Annotated in this window: 17 protein-coding genes and 1 tRNA gene; 3 read left to right on the top strand and 15 right to left on the bottom strand. The window is 59.6% G+C overall.

Annotated elements, in window-relative coordinates:
• Nucleotides 1–297: 297 nt before the first annotated feature.
• The 10 genes from NKI06_RS10915 to NKI06_RS10870 all read right to left on the bottom strand — a co-directional run bounded on the left by NKI06_RS10915 (nucleotide 298) and on the right by NKI06_RS10870 (nucleotide 5,388).
• Nucleotides 298–489 (bottom strand): hypothetical protein, encoded by a 192-nt coding sequence (locus tag NKI06_RS10915; RefSeq protein ID WP_352985243.1) that lies wholly within the window; start codon nucleotides 487–489, stop codon nucleotides 298–300.
• Between the two features lie 436 nt (nucleotides 490–925).
• A complete protein-coding gene (locus tag NKI06_RS10910) occupies nucleotides 926–1,228 on the bottom strand; it encodes an SOS response-associated peptidase (protein ID WP_352985241.1) in 303 nt (100 codons plus the stop codon).
• Nucleotides 1,229–1,924: 696 nt separating this feature from the next.
• On the bottom strand, nucleotides 1,925–2,257 hold the full coding sequence (locus NKI06_RS10905; RefSeq protein ID WP_352985239.1) for a hypothetical protein: 333 nt from the start codon (nucleotides 2,255–2,257) through the stop codon (nucleotides 1,925–1,927).
• Between the two features lie 429 nt (nucleotides 2,258–2,686).
• Nucleotides 2,687–3,397 carry a hypothetical protein gene (locus NKI06_RS10900; protein WP_031203758.1) on the bottom strand — a complete coding sequence of 237 codons (711 nt, stop codon included), beginning with the start codon at nucleotides 3,395–3,397 and terminating at the stop codon, nucleotides 2,687–2,689.
• Between the two features lie 98 nt (nucleotides 3,398–3,495).
• The gene (locus NKI06_RS10895) at nucleotides 3,496–3,798 is read right to left on the bottom strand and encodes a DUF6074 family protein (RefSeq protein ID WP_023682340.1); all 303 of its coding nucleotides are present in this window, start codon (nucleotides 3,796–3,798) and stop codon (nucleotides 3,496–3,498) included.
• A 150-nt stretch (nucleotides 3,799–3,948) separates the two neighbouring features.
• Nucleotides 3,949–4,443: a hypothetical protein gene (locus NKI06_RS10890; RefSeq protein ID WP_084633883.1), complete on the bottom strand. Its 495-nt coding sequence runs from the start codon at nucleotides 4,441–4,443 to the stop codon at nucleotides 3,949–3,951.
• Nucleotides 4,443–4,637, bottom strand: a complete 195-nt coding sequence (locus tag NKI06_RS10885; protein ID WP_156939235.1) for a hypothetical protein — start codon at nucleotides 4,635–4,637, stop codon at nucleotides 4,443–4,445. Before NKI06_RS10885 ends, NKI06_RS10890 begins: the two co-directional genes overlap by 1 nt.
• Entirely contained in the window at nucleotides 4,625–4,915 is a 291-nt protein-coding gene (locus NKI06_RS10880) for a hypothetical protein (protein WP_352985237.1), read from the bottom strand. The genes NKI06_RS10885 and NKI06_RS10880 overlap by 13 nt, the downstream gene beginning before the upstream one ends.
• Nucleotide 4,916: 1 nt before the next feature.
• Entirely contained in the window at nucleotides 4,917–5,105 is a 189-nt protein-coding gene (locus NKI06_RS10875; RefSeq protein ID WP_023682336.1) for a hypothetical protein, read from the bottom strand.
• A 206-nt stretch (nucleotides 5,106–5,311) separates the two neighbouring features.
• A tRNA-Pro gene (locus NKI06_RS10870) sits at nucleotides 5,312–5,388 on the bottom strand.
• A 143-nt stretch (nucleotides 5,389–5,531) separates the two neighbouring features.
• Between NKI06_RS10870 and NKI06_RS10865 the strand changes: the two genes are divergently transcribed.
• Both NKI06_RS10865 and NKI06_RS10860 read left to right on the top strand, forming a co-directional pair.
• A complete protein-coding gene (locus tag NKI06_RS10865) occupies nucleotides 5,532–6,500 on the top strand; it encodes a glycosyltransferase family 8 protein (RefSeq protein WP_352985235.1) in 969 nt (322 codons plus the stop codon).
• A gap of 47 nt (nucleotides 6,501–6,547) precedes the next feature.
• Entirely contained in the window at nucleotides 6,548–7,531 is a 984-nt protein-coding gene (locus NKI06_RS10860; RefSeq protein WP_352985233.1) for a glycosyltransferase family 8 protein, read from the top strand.
• A gap of 108 nt (nucleotides 7,532–7,639) precedes the next feature.
• Here the strand turns inward: NKI06_RS10860 and NKI06_RS10855 are convergent, their stop codons facing one another.
• The 5 genes from NKI06_RS10855 to NKI06_RS10835 form a co-directional block, all read right to left on the bottom strand.
• On the bottom strand, nucleotides 7,640–8,329 hold the full coding sequence (locus NKI06_RS10855) for an FkbM family methyltransferase (RefSeq protein WP_352985328.1): 690 nt from the start codon (nucleotides 8,327–8,329) through the stop codon (nucleotides 7,640–7,642).
• Between the two features lie 208 nt (nucleotides 8,330–8,537).
• Nucleotides 8,538–9,782: an O-antigen ligase family protein gene (locus tag NKI06_RS10850; RefSeq protein ID WP_352985231.1), complete on the bottom strand. Its 1,245-nt coding sequence runs from the start codon at nucleotides 9,780–9,782 to the stop codon at nucleotides 8,538–8,540.
• Nucleotides 9,779–11,314, bottom strand: a complete 1,536-nt coding sequence (locus NKI06_RS10845; protein WP_023689486.1) for an undecaprenyl-phosphate glucose phosphotransferase — start codon at nucleotides 11,312–11,314, stop codon at nucleotides 9,779–9,781. The genes NKI06_RS10850 and NKI06_RS10845 overlap by 4 nt, the downstream gene beginning before the upstream one ends.
• Nucleotides 11,315–11,399: 85 nt before the next feature.
• Nucleotides 11,400–12,530 (bottom strand): glycosyltransferase, encoded by a 1,131-nt coding sequence (locus NKI06_RS10840; RefSeq protein ID WP_352985229.1) that lies wholly within the window; start codon nucleotides 12,528–12,530, stop codon nucleotides 11,400–11,402.
• Nucleotides 12,531–12,537: 7 nt separating this feature from the next.
• Nucleotides 12,538–13,101 (bottom strand): polysaccharide biosynthesis/export family protein, encoded by a 564-nt coding sequence (locus NKI06_RS10835; protein WP_023669390.1) that lies wholly within the window; start codon nucleotides 13,099–13,101, stop codon nucleotides 12,538–12,540.
• A gap of 264 nt (nucleotides 13,102–13,365) precedes the next feature.
• Here NKI06_RS10835 and NKI06_RS10830 point away from each other — a divergent pair, with 264 nt between their 5' ends.
• A complete protein-coding gene (locus NKI06_RS10830) occupies nucleotides 13,366–15,576 on the top strand; it encodes a GumC family protein (protein WP_352985227.1) in 2,211 nt (736 codons plus the stop codon).
• The last annotated feature ends 93 nt before the right edge of the window (nucleotides 15,577–15,669 follow it).

The raw sequence follows: 15,669 nt of genomic DNA, 5'->3' as shown, positions 1-15,669 counted from the left end.
AATTAAGGCGACGGGCTTTTTTACGTCGGCATCTGGCCCAGCTAACTAAAATTGTATGGAACCGCAGCGACAACCACACATTTCTACCTCAAGCGGTCGATTCTTTGGATGTAGCCGTGACTACGAAAACCCGCTGTTGCGCGCTCACGGCGGGTTTTCTTGGCGTCAGAGCTACCCAGCCCTCATCTGGCACAGAAACGGCACAGAACCTTCGAGTGTTTTCGCTCAGTTCCCGCCCTGTTACGCGAAAAAGTCGACGAGATCGGCCTTGGACGGACTGATCTCTTTGACCTCTGATCATTCCATATCCGGCACGTCACCGCTGACGAATAGCGTGGTGGGCGGCCCGTAATCACCAAGCGCCGGGTCTGCATCACGGCTCCAGGCTATGACGCCGACATGGCTGGATGATAGGCCCTTGGCAGTACAAATCGCGCGTTCTTCGCTCTGCTGATCGGTTGGACCATAGGCTGTGAACAGATCGCCCATCCTGGCCTCGATCACAGGCAACAATCACAATCAACTTCGGCCTGGCTTGGGTGGGCAGCACGTTTTCCGACATTGAAACCTCCTAAAGATATCGCTCGCCTTCGCCGCGGTGCTCCATGCAGAACCAGTGCGACGCCAGACGCGGCTTTGCAAATCCGAACCCAGCATCCTTGCCGCAGCCGAGATGCTCGCACGCATGATTGTCGACGCGTCGCCGAATCGCGCTGGGGTGCTGTCATGCCTTCGGCAAGCCGGCCCGTTCGTCGCTCATAGCGGGTTGATCGGCCCGACCAGGCCGGGATGGTCGTTGGGCAACTTGTTGACGGCGCTCGTGTTCACCTCACGCCCAACGCGATTGAACTGCAGCTGACCGTCGATGTCGTGGCTGAGAATGTCTTTGAGGTTGTCCTTGGGCGTCGCCGGGTCCAGCCAGGCGTCATAGTATGCCTGGTCTAGAATGAGAGGCTGTCGAATCGTGCAACTGCTTCATCGGTTCTGCGGCAGGCTCTGTGATGATGGTGCAGCTGGTTATGTCAAGATTGGAATTGTAAGCCCAAAGGCCGGCGAACGAGAAAGGCGCGTGGCCTGGCTGGTATATGTGCCAAGGGTCCTTCTTGCCGTCGGCTGGCGATATCGTCCACTCGTAGAAGCCATCGGCAGGGATCAGGCAGCGCTTGGACTTGAAGGCGTCGCGGAAGGCCGGGACCGTATCACTACCCTCTATTCTTCCATTGAACATCGCCGCCTTACAATCGAGTATCGGCTAGAAAATCGGCCGTCGCTAGTCGCACCAGCGCACTTTGCTTCCCTGAAGATGCCGAGTATCCGTTGCATATTGTAGTTGGGCCTGAGCTTTAGCTCGCCCAACTGTTGTGGACACGGCACTAATCAGCGCGTCGCAAGGAGGCATGCATTCTGATGGCTTAGCAATTGGCAGGTGATAGCCTGAAGGATATCGAAGGTCATAGTCGGAGTTGATCTCAGTCAGTTGATTTGCAAGCGGTCGAACAAGTGGGTGGGCTACGGTCAGGCCGTTCCGTTCACACTCGGAGTAGATCGATCCGATATCATGGCCCAAGGGCTTCCTGTTTAACGCCTTCTTTGGGGTTCCCACTGCTACCAGATACGATTTGAGGACAACCTCGAACGAATGAGCGAGGAGAAAATAGGTTGGAAATCGAAGGTCGGGCTGGTCGTTCTCGGAGAGTAATTTGAAAGCCTGGTAGTAGGCCCTGCCACGCCGCAACAGTTCCCCGGCGAAGATACCAAGCGGTTCTGGCATTTCCCACAAATCTTGTGAAACTTGGACTAGCTTTGGACCACTCACGTAGCTCTATCCCGCCCGACGACCGACCGCACAAAGATACCGATTTAACACCACCGGGGAAGTGGTGGTCAGAGTTTCGTACCAATCGAATCTAGGCCGCGAAGTCTCCTAAGCAGCAGAACGATTCAGTAAACGAAGCTTTTTGCTGAGATCGGCATGAAGCCGTGTCACGGAGTTTAACTCCCGCGAGACCCCTAGCGAGTCACCGCTCAAGATCTCGTCTGCGACGCTCATTCTTACTTGTTCGGCAAAAAGTCGCCGCAGCGATCTGATCCGACTAGCGGTAGCCACGATCATTTCCAAATCCATGGCGTCAGCGGCCGAAATTGCGCTAGACTCCGGGAAAAATGCCTGGAAAAGCTGACGAAACATGCGCTTTTCCGGCCGGCTGAGACCTGACGGGATCCCGAGGTCTCCAGGGTTTGTCTGGGTTTTTGCCATCTCAAATCCTCATTGTGAAACGCTAATCAGGAAATAAATCGCCTGGGCCAAAATCCTGTCATAGGAAAAAAATCCTGCGGCGGGTACCAATTGGGGTCGTCCAGTGTCCGCTACTGAGTACACTTTCATGCCCCCGACCCCTCCTAGAGCGGCCACCGCGCGGCGTCACGGCGCGGTGGCAAATGGCCAAAGGAAGGAGGAATAAATTCCCGCCAAGGTGTAATTAATGTACCGGGAACCTCTTTTTAGCCGCGTCAATGGATCGCTTTAGCCAACCCTCCATCTGTGCGCGATACACGCAGAGACGTTCAACCGCCTCGCTTTCACTAAGCCCCTGCTTCTTGAGGTAGTTCTCATAATCACTGAGAACGTGCGTAGCGACGTTTCGGAACGCATCTTCACAAAACCGTAGAGCTTGCGGATTGGTCATCACAACTTCACCTTGGCAGTGCGCATCTTGGCGATTGGTTTCGCGCTCTTCTGCGCGCTGGCAGCAACCTCAAGCAAAGTCACGCGGTTGGTGAGAGTTTTGGTTTCCTTTTGAACTGCCGCCTTTATGACTGCGGCGACGTCCTCAAGAAATTCACGTTCATCCGTGCGGGAGGAGCCGACATGGCTATCGGCCTTTGTCAACAACCGCGCCAGTTTCAGAAAAGCATCAAGATCGTTGCCATTGAGAAGGTCATTCAGAACATTCATTTGGGAGCCTCCGATTAGCTGAGGCTCCGACATAGCAAACCCTAAATGACTGGCTTGGAACGCGTTCCGCAATCGCCCATCTGGAGATTTGCCCGACAATCCAGATCGAAACCAAAGGCCTGGTCCGAGACTGCTTCGACCATGAGCGAACGGTAATTGATCACTGCGTTGTAGCAACCAATCGATTACGATTTTCACGATGCGCGACGCAGCCTCAGCGATTTTCGTGGGGTCCTCGCTGTCCCATTCCGGCAATACGCCCGCAGCAAGAAAAGCGTCTCGTGCCTCTGCGACCTTCAGGGTCAGGGGAAACACGGCCTCGCCTCTTTCTTGTCGCTCCTTCCATTCGTTCTTCCTCTCCTTCGCCGTCTTGGCGACCGAGATTTTGGATTTATCCAGCGCCGCCGATTTCGTATTTTTGCCAGTCTTTATCTTGCTCATTTTTCATAATCCATCCGCTCCTTTTTCTTGATTTTCTGATTTTCTGATTTTCTGATTTTCTGATTTCTGATTTCTGATTTCTGATTTTTCGATTTTTTCTATGGTGTCGCGCCTCCCCTGCCATGATCGCGGAAGGCGATGCGCTGCATTTCAATCCTGACTGAAGACCAGAAAGCGGCCACCTCGGCGTCTATGGCCTCAGGCCTCAGGCGTGTCTTCGCCAGATGCGTTCTGAGGCCAACATCGACCTGGAGCCGGTAGGAGGCGGCATGCTTCTCTGTCGTCTTCCCTGACAGCTTGGCGGCGACGTCGCGGACCTTGCCGACACGGCGCGCTAGGGGAAAGGCAAGGATCTGGCACGGCCGGGCCGCCCATTCAAAGAGAGGAAGATCGGGCTTCATGACATTCCCCCCCGAGCTATAAGAGACAGTTCCCTATCGACTACTGGGCAGCGGTCAGGAAAGGGAACCGGCAATCCCCGTTTCGATGTAGGAAAGGGAACCGACGAGATGCGGGAAAGGGAACTGGGAAGCTGTTTTTTGATCCACATATCAGGCGGCCTTTTCGTTTGCCTTCTGCTGGCTTTTCTGGCCGTCAGATGAAGCTCGAAATTGCTTGAGAATTTTTTCGGCCCGTTCCTGTGTCACTCTCTTCCATTCGTCGGTCGGAAAAGGCTGGCCTTTGGCCGGCACGTAGGTAAGCCGGTAACGATTTGGGCCTCGGATGTCGCCCGCTGGCTCATCGTCGGGAACGCATTCGAGAAGACCAAGGGCTTGACCCAGGTCGATCGATGGTCGGATCGTTCGCTTGGAAACGCCGGCCAGGACAAACTGAGAAAAGGCAACATGAAGGTAGCCGTTGTGCTGGCCGCCGTGGCGAAGATGTTCCACCTCCAGTCGCTCCAGGATCCGCCGTAGAGGCTGCGGCGCATGTGTCCAGGCGGGGCTGATCAGCATCTCCAGGCGGTGGGGAACCCACGCCTTCAGCCAAAGCCTTTTCTTAGCGCCGGCTACGCTTGACGAGCCGCTCTTCGTACCGGTGCCCATCACCGAGCCCCCTTCACCTGTTCGGCGCGGATCTCGGCGGCGCGGCGGATGGCGGCAATTGCGTGGATGTCATCGAGGCCGAAGCGCCTGCGGATGGATGGCAGCAGCGGCCTGTCGAGATCGCGGAAATGCTTCACTACCTGGACGGCGACGATCTCGACAAGTTCATGATCGACGCGCATCAGAATGGACACGGATCATGTTCCCCGATTGGCCGGCTGCGAGGGGCAGCCGGTTCCGGCCGCAACACCTTGCTGAAGCCTTCGAGGGCGCACTGGGCTTTCAATCGTCCCAAGGTGAATTCGGTCACCTCTTGTTCAGCCTCATAAACGGCCTGATGCCTGATGGATTCCGGAACCACGGGAAACCGGTTCGCCTCATCAAGGATGTCCTTGCCGTGCACCAAAGCGTGAACCAGATGCTGACGAAGGTGTGCAACAACACGCCCTTTGAATTCTTCGAGGCTTTCCATTTTATGCGACCTCGCGCTGGCGAGCGTCGAATTCGTCAAGCTGCTCATCGGTCCAGAACCGGCGGCGCTGGATGATCAAGGGCTTAGGAAAATCGAGCTTGGGATCGCGGAGCCAACGCCACAAGCTCATTTCGCTGGCGTCGCCGTAGCGTGCGCGAACTTCACGCGAGGTGCGGTATTGTTTTTGCATAAGGGGCCTCCGTTGATAACGAGGCCTAACGAGATATCCCGTGGGGGTCGGCTCAGTCCAAGCGAATCTTGAGCCGATTGGCGGGACAGATTTTCTTTGAGCCGAATCCGCGCCCACCAGGTTTCTGATACCCCAGGAGTTACCCTGAGGCCAATACCACGACTTTGCGGGAAGGGGGACTTTGGGGGTAAGTCCTTGCTTTTATTTGGTCGGAGTGGCCGGATTCGAACCGACGACCCCTTGACCCCCAGTCAAGTGCGCTACCGGGCTGCGCTACACTCCGGACCGCGCAAAGCCATATATTTTCAAGGGGTATGGTGCAAGCGCTAAAACGGCGCGCCGGGCCTGAAAGTCGCCAGCATTCGGCCTTGTCGCCGCAATGCCAAGGCGATATGGCTCGCGCAGTATCGATACGAAGGATTGCGCGTGGCAAATTCCTGTTTTTTTCTGGCGGCCGACGCCAATTATTTTCCGTATGCATGCTTGGCGGCGCGCAGAATTCTGGATGTTTCGGGAGAGGCAACACCGGGATTCATCCTGCATGTCGGCGCACGCGATGCCGATATGCGTGTTGCTGAACGCCTGCTGACTAACCGTCTTCGCATAGTGGACGTTTCGGGGCTGTTTGCGGAGGCTGGCCATACTTTCCGGCCAAGCAATGTCGGCACTTTTGTTCGGCTTTTCGCCGACCAACTGCCTCAGTTCGCGGACTATGACCGCATCGCTCATGTCGATTGCGATGTTCTGTTCAATCGAGATATCGCCGACCTGGTGGGCCAGACACTTCATGCTCCGTTGTTGGCCGCTCACGACGATTACATGTATTTCCGCCCGGGCTATCGGAACAAACTGTCGATGCAGCCGGGGGCGCCTTATTTCAACGCCGGCATCATCGTCTTCAACATGCCGCCGGTCCGTGAACAGGGACTTTTGCACCGCGCCAGGGATGTCGCCGTTGCCGGGCAGATGAACGATCAGAACGCGCTGAACATCGTCTTCGAGGGTAAGTGGCAGACGATGCACCCGAACTGGAATTTGATGTCCAACGATACGAAGGAATTCCGCTTCGCCCAAGCCTATGCGCGGCATTTCGCCGGCGGCAAGCCCTGGGGAAGCCAGGTCGATGTGGAGCCTGAGGCGCTTGCCGTCTGGCGCGATCTGGCAAGGGATACGCCATGGCTTGAGCCCTTCCGGCAGCGTATTCCCTTCGAGCGGGGCGTCATGAGGCGGTACGCCCGCAGGTTCGACGGTATCATGGGGATGTTGCCGAACAAGGATCGGTATCGGCGGCGCGCACGGTACGACGGCAGCAAGGTGCATAAGATATATGCCGAGCATGCTGACGCCGGGGCTATGGCTGTGCAGTTTCCGGAAGTACTCGGTGGTTTCGCCTGAGAGCCGCAACGGAGCTCTCGCGAGTGGGTCAGGCAACAGGTTGTAGCATGTCGCAAAATTCGTGTTTCTTTTTCGCCACCGACCAGAGGTATTTCCCGTATGCCAGCCTGGCGGCGCGCCGCGTGCTGAATGTGTCGGACCACCTCGACGGCTTTATTTTGCACACCGGTGTCATCTCCAGCGAAGACCGAGCTATCGGAGAGCGTCTGCTCGGTGGGAAGATCCGCATCCTGGATGTCACGAAATTCATGGAAGCGACAAACTTCAACCGCGGAACGCACCCAACCCTTGCGACCTACATCAGGCTGTTTGCCGATCAATTGCCGGAGTTCGAACCATATGACCGCATCGCCTATTCCGACGCCGATGTGCTTTTCAACAGATCGATAGAAGACCTCTGCAACGTCCCGCTCAACGCTCCGCTGCTGGCCGCACACGATGAGCAGACCTATTTCGACGTAAAGTATCGACAGCATTTGCCGATGCAGCCAGGCGCGCCGAAGTTCAATGCCGGCGTGCTGGTGTTCAACATGCCACTGGTCAGGCAGGAGGGGCTTCTGGAGCGTACCCGGCAGTTGGCCTCCGAGCAGGTTTACGGGATGGATCAAGGTGCATTGAACGTGGCTTTCGAGGGCAGGTGGCAGACGATGCACCCGTTCTGGAACGTGATGACCAACTACACCAGCCAGATCTCTTTCAGCCGCTGCTACGCCCGCCACTTCGCCTGGGGCAAGCCCTGGGACCGTCCGCCGATCGGTGTCGAGGTCGGCGCCATGGCGATCTATCGTGATCTGGCGAAAGGCACGCCCTGGGCCGGCCGTTTCAACAGCAACTGGCCGATCAAGAGAGGCATATTGAAAAACCTCGGCCGCAAGTTCGACGCCATCAGCGGGATTTTGCTGAACGACGAGAAGCGCAAGCGACGGGCGCGGTTCGACGCCGAAAAGGTCAGCGCCATCTTTGCCAGCCATGCGGACAATTCGATGTTGGCCGTGCAATACCCCGAACGGGTAGCTGGCATAGCCAGATAGAACTTGACGCTCCGCCGGACGCGGTTCCTCCCGCCAATCTTCCTCGATAAGTCTATTGCCCCGCTGGTTGATGCCCTCCGGCTAGCACGCTCAAGGCCGAGCCGATACTTAGCTCCAATCCAGATTGATGTTGCGGATGCCTTCCTGCGCGATCCGGCCCCGCAGCTTGCCGATCCGGTCGGCCAGGTCTGGCGAGAACCGTTCATGTGTCTCGACCAGGATTTGTCCAATCGAACGGTGAACGCCGGCGTCCAGCATGGCTTCGATGCATTCCGCTTCGGCCCCTTCTATGTCCATCTTGACGATGGCGATCGGCTCATGGAGACCTTGCAGGAACTGCACCAGGTCAACCACCTCAACTTCAAAGCTTTTCCCGTTCGTGTGTTCGTGTGTCTGGATCAGGGACGACGATTCGGTCCTGCGGAGATCGCTGACGTCCGGCCTCTGATGGAATGTGGCCGCTCGCGCTGATCCACCAACAGCCTTCGGAATGATCGTCACCCGGTCGTTGTTGCCAAACCTTTTCGTCAAAATCTGGCGAGCAACAGGGTCAGGCTCGAAAGCAATCACCCGCATTCCATAGGCTAGTACATGTCCCGTGACGTCGCCAATGTTGGCGCCGAGATCGATGAACAGACTATCGGCGGGAAGCCTTTTCATAAGCTGATGGAAGTCGTATTCGGCCTGCCGCACACGCCGCGGGGGCCTGTGCCACCGCCGATACGCGTACCAGCGCAGCATGAATTCGAAATAGCTTTCCCTCAGCATAACCACGCCCGTCAGATTAGTGGCGCCCACCAACGTGGAATATTATCCAGCCCGGCAAGCACGCCAACTCAATTCGAATTTTGTCAGTCGCGTTTAGAGACGTTTTCCCACCATCACAACATAAGCGCCGCCGGCAAACGTGCTCAATTAGACCAGAGGTGGAAGCAAGCAGATCAAAGCCTGCGATGGCCTGCACAACCCCGGTATTGGCGTGCGCCTGTCCTTCAGGATTACTCGGCTACCTCGGTTGCGCCACCGCCCGCAACCCGCGCTGATGCCTGTATTCCAGCGCGATCGCGCCCCAGATCAGGCCGAGCAGCAGGTAGACATGGCGCCAGTGGTCGATATCGATGAATGTGCCGAGCCCGATATTGCCGATGAAAGCGACGTAGGCGCAGAGCAGATAGGGCTGCCACGGCCGGTCGCGCAAAAGGATGCGGAAGCCGGCGGCGATCGTCCACAGCGTCAGCGACAGGAACGAGACGAAGCCGAGCCAGCCATAATCCATCAGCGTCTTCAGCCAGATGTCGTGCGTGTCTTCGCCGAAAATGGTGCCGAACACCAGCGGGCCGATGCCGAGCGGATGTTCGAGCGCCATCTGAAAGCCGATCGTGTAGCGGGCGAAACGGCCAAGGCGCGCCGTGTCGTAGCTCTGTTCGAGCTGGGCGCGGCTGGAAAACATCTCGCCGACGCCGGGCAGCTGCAGGATGACGACCATGGCGACCACCAGCAGGGTGACGGCGGCAATGCTCATGATGATGACGCGCAGCCGGAACTTGCCGCTGTTGCTTTGCAGGAACAGGGCGCCGGTGAGCAGGATGGCCGAGACGGCGAACATGCCCCAGGCGCCGCGCGAGAAGGAGAAGAAAATGCCGGCGGTGATGATCAGCAGCGGCACCGCCAGAAGCGGCATGCGCGCGATCGAGCCGGTCAACAGGAGATAGAGCAGATAGATGCCGGGCAGCACCAGGAACGGCCCGAACACGTTCGGATCCTGGAAGGCGCCCTGGGCGCGGTCGTATCTGGTGAAGATTTCAGCGCCCGGGAAAGCGTGGAAATAGCCGGCAATGCCGAGCAGCGAGGTCACCACCGCGGAGACGACATAGGCGATGAAGATCAGCCGGTAGAGGCCGGGCTGCACCGCAGTCACCGACGAGAAGAACACCGCGGTGAAAGCGAGAAAAAGCGACACGGCGAGATAGAGCGGTGTGTTGGCGAGATCGGCCATCTGCGTCATGGCAATCATGCCGCCGATGTTCATCGTGATCAGCAGCACGAGCAGCGGCGCGGCGGCACGCGATATGCGCAGTCCAAACAGCCCCCACACCGCGATCAGCCCGACCATGAAAAGATCGTAAGGCGCCGGCTCGTCGATGACGAAGCCTGACAGGAAGACGCCGAAAAACACCGCGCCCGAGGATATCAGCGCGATCAGCTTGGCATTGACCGCAGCCTGCGGCACATCATGGGAAATCGCGCTCAATAGGCGTTTTCCGTGTTGAGCAGCCGCAGCGGCGTCATGAGCAGGATGCGCAGATCGAACAGCATCGACCAGTTCTCGATGTAATAGAGGTCGTATTCCGTGCGCATGCGGATCTTCTCATTGGTGTCCATCTCGCCGCGCCAGCCATTGATCTGCGCCCAGCCGGTAACGCCGGGCTTGACCTTGTGGCGGGCGAAATAGCCGTCGACCACCTCGTTGTAGAGAAGGTTGTGCGACTGCGCGGCAATCGCATGCGGGCGCGGGCCAACCAGTGACAGCGTGCCGAACAGCGAGTTGAAGAACTGCGGCAGTTCGTCGATCGAGCTCTTGCGGATGAAGCGGCCGACGCGGGTGACGCGCGGATCGTTCTTGGTCACCGTCTGCTTGGCGGTCGGGTCCGAGCGGTCGGTGTACATGGAGCGGAATTTGTAGACTTCGACGATCTCGTTGTTGAAGCCGTGCCGCTTCTGCTTGAACAGCACCGGCCCCTTGCTGTCGAGCTTGATGGCGATGGCAGTCGCCAGCATCACCGGTGAGAACAGGATGATGCCGATCAGCGAGAAGACGATGTCGAAGGCGCGCTTGGCGACCGAATCCCAGTCGTTGATCGGCCTGTCGAAGATATCGAGCATCGGCACCGAGCCGATGTAGGAATAGGCGCGCGGGCGAAACTGCAAAGCGTTCGAATGCGCCGAGAGCCGGATGTCGACCGGCAGCACCCAGAGCTTCTTCAGCAGCTGCAGCACGCGCGTTTCGGCAGTCAGCGGCAGCGACACGATCAGCATGTCGATGCGCGCGATGCGAGCGAATTCCATCAGCTCCGAAATGGTGCCGAGCTTGGGATAGCCGGCCACGATCGGCGGCGAGCGCTTGTCGCCGCGGTCATCGAAGATGCCGCAGATGCGGATGTCGTTGTCTGGCTGCTTCTCGACCGAGCGGATCAGCATCTCGGCCGCCTTGCCGCCGCCGACGATGACGGCGCGGCGTTCCATGCGGCCGTTGCGCGCCCAGCGCCGGATCAGCTTCGACATCACCAGCCTGAGGCCGAACAGCAGAAGCAGGCCGACGACAAACCAGGTGCCGAACAGCAGACGCGAATAATCCTCCGACATTTTCATGATGAAGGCCGTCAGCGCCATCAGCGCGAAGGTGCCGGCCCAGACCATCAGCACGCGGCCGAGATTGGAGATCGGTCGCATCAAGGCGGAGATCTGGTAGCAATCGCTGACGTCGAGCAGCACCACGGCCACGAATGACGCCGCGGCAATGGTCAGCGGATATTGCCAGGCGAGATAGTTGAAGAAGCCGACAAAGTGGAAGTAGAGCGCGAGCCCCGACAGGAACAGCAAGCCGAATTCGACGATGCGCAATACGCCGCTGACCATGACCGGCGACATCGTATCGCGCCGGTATTGCGAGGCGACCTGGCGGGCAACACTGTTCATGCCGCCGGGCGTGGGGCTCTCGGCAGGACTGTCGAATTTGCGCACCGCATCGGCCGAAAAGCGGCGCGTGGGGTCGGTCTCGTTCATCGGGTTTCCCACAAGCTTCCGCGATGACGATAGCAGAAAGAGAGCTAAAAAAACCTTGAGACAACTTGTGGTTTTGGAGGGTCGTCTATCTGTTGAGAGCGGCGAAATAGGCCTTTTCGATTTCGGCGGCCATCACATCGGCGCCGAATCGCGCCCTGAGGCTGGCCGTATCGGGCATGGCGCGCCGGTAGGCGTCGAGATCGCGCAGCGCTTCACCCATCTTGTCGCCGAGTTGGCGCGGATCGGGACGGATCAGGGCAGGGGATCCCTCCCCGAAGATTTCGGGAATGCCGCCGACGGCCGTGGCGATCATCGGCCTGCCGGCCGCCAGCGTCTCCAGCACGATATAGGGCATGGCTTCCGCGCGGGAGGGGACGACGACCAGATCGGCCAGCGAAAATGCCTCCCTGGCCGGCATCGGCGGCAAGAAGCGGACCTGTTTTTCGAGGCCCAGCCGTTTCACCTGCGCATGGTAGCGCGGCAGGTCGTCGCCATCGCCGACCATGACCGCGGTCAAGCGGCGCTCAAGCTGGGACCCGGCCAGCACCAGCGCGTCGATGAAAATGTCAGGCCCTTTGAGGTCGCGCATCATGCCGATGTAGAGCAGGTCGGCCGCGTCGGGCTGTGCGACCACCGGTTCGAACTCGGCGGCGCGCAGGCCGTTATAGACCAGCGTGTTCGGGATAGGCGGTTCACCGACCTTCCTGCGATAGGTGCGCCGCTCATAGTCGGAGACGAACAGCAGGCAGTCGGTGAAGCGCGCCATGAAGCGCTCGAGCGCGAAGAACAGCTTCCCGGTCGTCGTCGTTTCATCATAGTGGAGGGAGCCGCCATGCGGCGAATAGAGGCGGGCTACGCGAGACCTTGATACCCGCAACAATGAGCCGAACAGACGGGCATAGGCGCCACCTTTGGCGCCATGTCCGTGCAACACGTCCGGCCGCAATTCCTTGATGATTCGATAGGTACGCCAGGCCGAGGCGAAGTCGCCCGGCCCGACATGGCGCTGCATCGGCGTGCGATGGATGCCCAGCGCCAGGCTGTCCTTCATCTGGTCGAACAGGCGTTCCTCGTATTCGCCGCCGGTGGTCGAATCGCAGACGATGCCGACAACATGTCCGGCGGCGAGCTGGGCCTCCGTCAGGTCGCGCACATGCCGGAAGATCCCGCCGACGGGTGAGCGAAAGCAGTGGACGATCCTGAGCTGGTCCGCCACGTTGATGTCAGAACAGGCGTTCGCGAACGTAGACCGTGTCGCCCGGCAGCAGCGGATCGGAGGTAACCACCCGGCCTGTCATCACCTTGCCGTTGATGTCGCGGGTGATGTCGACGCTTTCCTGGTTGGCGCGCGGCGAGAAACCGCCGGCAATCGCGATGGCCTTCTGCACGGTGAGGCCCGGCACGTAGGAATACTGGCCGGCGGCGCCCACTTCGCCCATGACGAAGATCGGCCGGTAGCGATCGATCTCGACCGACACGTCGGGGTCGCGCAGATAGCCTTGGCGCAGTTTGTCGGCGAGCGCTTTTTCCAGCTGCTGGGCCGTGTGGCCGCGCGCCGGCACCGCGCCGACCAGCGGGAAGGACATGTAGCCGGACTGATCGACACTGTAGGTGTTGGTCAGACCGTCCTGTTCGAACACGGTGACGCGGACACGGTCGCCGGCGCCGAGCCGATAGGGCTGGTCGAGTACCTCGTGGAAGGCCGCCGGCGTCGGCCGGTAGCTGGAGCAGCCGGCGAGCATCGACACGGCCAGCAGAGCGCGAAACAGACCAGCAGCGCTTTTCATGATCGGACACACACCTTCGTCGCTATGGCCGCCAGGACACGGCGGCAAACCTTAAGGATCTGGGTTCGTTATCATCCTGTTAGGGTTAATGGCCGGTAAAGGGACGCGGCCGATTTGGCGGCAATCGACAAAAAGCCGTATAGTTTTGCTGGCTTTGTTTACCGGATGTCAGCAAACCCTAACAGCTGCTTACCGCGATCTTAACGGCTGAGTTACCATAGTTGTTTACGCTACCATCTAGCCTCATGTCCGGAGCAGGAATGCATGTCCGACCAGTCCGCGGCCGCAGATGTCGATGTCGACCTGAGACAGCTCTTCGCCAGCCTGGCGCGGAACTGGCTGCGCATTCTTGTGATCACGCTTCTCGTCACTGGTCTCGCCTTCGCGTTCGCGTGGCTTGCCACGCCGCATTATAAGGCCACGACGCAGCTGAAAATCCAGTTGAGCGAATCGGCCTATACGCGGCCTGCCGGCACCAATGAAGACGACAAACCTGTGCTCGATGCGGAAGGTGTAGCAACCGAGGTTCAGGTCATTTCCTCGTCCGACATTCTCAAGCAGGTGGCTGCCGACCTTAAGCTGGGCGACAAGCCCGAGTTCAACTATGCGCTCGGCATGTCGCCGGTCACCCGGCTCCTGGTCATTGCCGGGCTGAAGAGCGATCCGGAAGAAATTCCGCTCGAAGAGCGCGTGCTGACGAAGATGCGCGACAAGCTCAATGTTTATGGCGTGGAAAAGACCCGCGTCATCGCCGTCGAATTTTCCTCTGAAGATCCCCAGCTTGCCGCTGACATTCCGAACGCCATCGCCAAGGCCTACCTGGCCTATCAGGCGGACGCCAAGACCAAGTCGAACGCCGCCGCGACCGCCTTCCTCGGGCCGGAAATCGACGATCTGCAGAAGCAGGTCAGGGATGCAGAGGCCAAGGTCGCGGCCTTCCGTTCCGCCCAGTCGGACCTGTTGATGGGCGGCAACAATTCGGTGCTGGCGACACAGCAATTGTCCGAGCTATCGACCGAACTGTCGCGTGTGCGCGCCAGCCGCGCTTCGGCCGAGGCGACGGCCGAAAGGGTGCGCCAGGCTTTGCAGAATGGCGGTTCGCTGGACGCTGTACCCGAAGTGCTGTCTTCCGATCTGATCCAGCGGCTGCGTGAGCGTCAGATCGAGCTCAGAACCAACATCGCCGATCTTTCCACCACCTTGCTCGACAACCATCCCCGCCTGCGGGCGATGAGGTCGCAGCTTGCCGATCTCGACGGCCAGATCCGCAACGAAGCGCAAAAAATCATGCGCGGGTTGCTGACGCAGGCGCAGACCGCCCAGGCGCGCGAAAACCAGCTGATATCGGACGTCAACAAGCTGAAAGCGGCGTCGTCGCGGGCCGGCGAGGAGCAGGTCCAGCTGGATGCGCTGCAGCGCGAGGCGAACGTCCGGCGCCAGCAGCTTGAATCCTATATGGCGAGCTTCCGCGAAGTGTCCTCGCGCAAGAATTACCTGCCGGTCGATGCCAGCGTGTTTTCCGAGGCGCGCGTGCCGTCGGAACCCTATTTCCCCAAGCTCGTGCCGATCGTCGGCGCCGCCTTAGTCGGCTCGCTGCTGCTGATGTCGGTCATCACGCTGCTGCAGGAGCTGTTTTCCGGCCGCGCCATGCGTCCGGCCCCAGGGGCGCGCTTCGAGCGTATCGAGCAGGTTGCGATGTCGGCAATGTCGGCGCCGGTCGTCCACCCGGAACCGGCTCCTGAGGTCGTGGAAGTGGACGATCAGCCGACGACCGTGGAGTCTGAACTGGTGCCAGAGCCCGAGCCGGCTCCTTCAGTGCTGGAAGGAGCAGCGGCTGCCGGTTCCGAACCGCAAGCCGAACCTGTCCGCTCCAGCCTTGGCGAGATCGATGTCGAGAAGGCGGCGGAAAAGCTGATCGCCAGCGGTGCTGCGCGCGCCATCTTCGTGTCGCCCGAAGGCGATGAGGCGGCTGCATCGGCAGTGCTGGTAGCGCGCGAAGTCTCCGACGCTGGCCTGCGCGTGCTGCTGCTCGATCTCACGGCGTCAGGTGCCGCCTCGCGGCCGATGCTGGACAGCGGAGTTTTCCCCGGCATCACCAATCTGCTGGCTTCGGAAGCGCAGTTCAGCGACGTCATCCACGCCGACCTCTATTCGGACTGCCATGTCGTTCCCGTCGGCACCGCCGATCCGGTTCGCGCCATGCGCGCCGCCGACCGGCTGCCGATCATCATGCAGTCGCTGACCACCGCCTATGATCTGGTCATCGTCGAATGCGGACCGGCCGATGCGCAAGGCATCAGCCGACTGGTCGGCGACAGCACCGAGGTCTTCATGTCCATGCTGCAGGCGGACGATGAGGTGGCGCAGGCCGCCGTCGAGCTGATCGAAAGCGGCTATCCCGACCTCACTCTGGTGACGCCGATCGGCCACGAGACGCCGGGTAACCCCGTGCCGGGACGACGTAGCGCCGCCTGAGACATCAGACAATTCGACTTAGGCGGCGCTACTACGGATCGGCTCGTCCATCGCCCGCCGGCTCCCGAAAAACCAAGCCTGTCAGTCGGCGCC

It is taken from the genome of Mesorhizobium sp. M0772, from assembly GCF_040320135.1.
GTDB lineage: Bacteria > Pseudomonadota > Alphaproteobacteria > Rhizobiales > Rhizobiaceae > Mesorhizobium.
The sequence above is the reverse complement of the archived record's forward strand: the minus strand, read 5'-3'. Positions and strand labels throughout refer to the sequence as shown.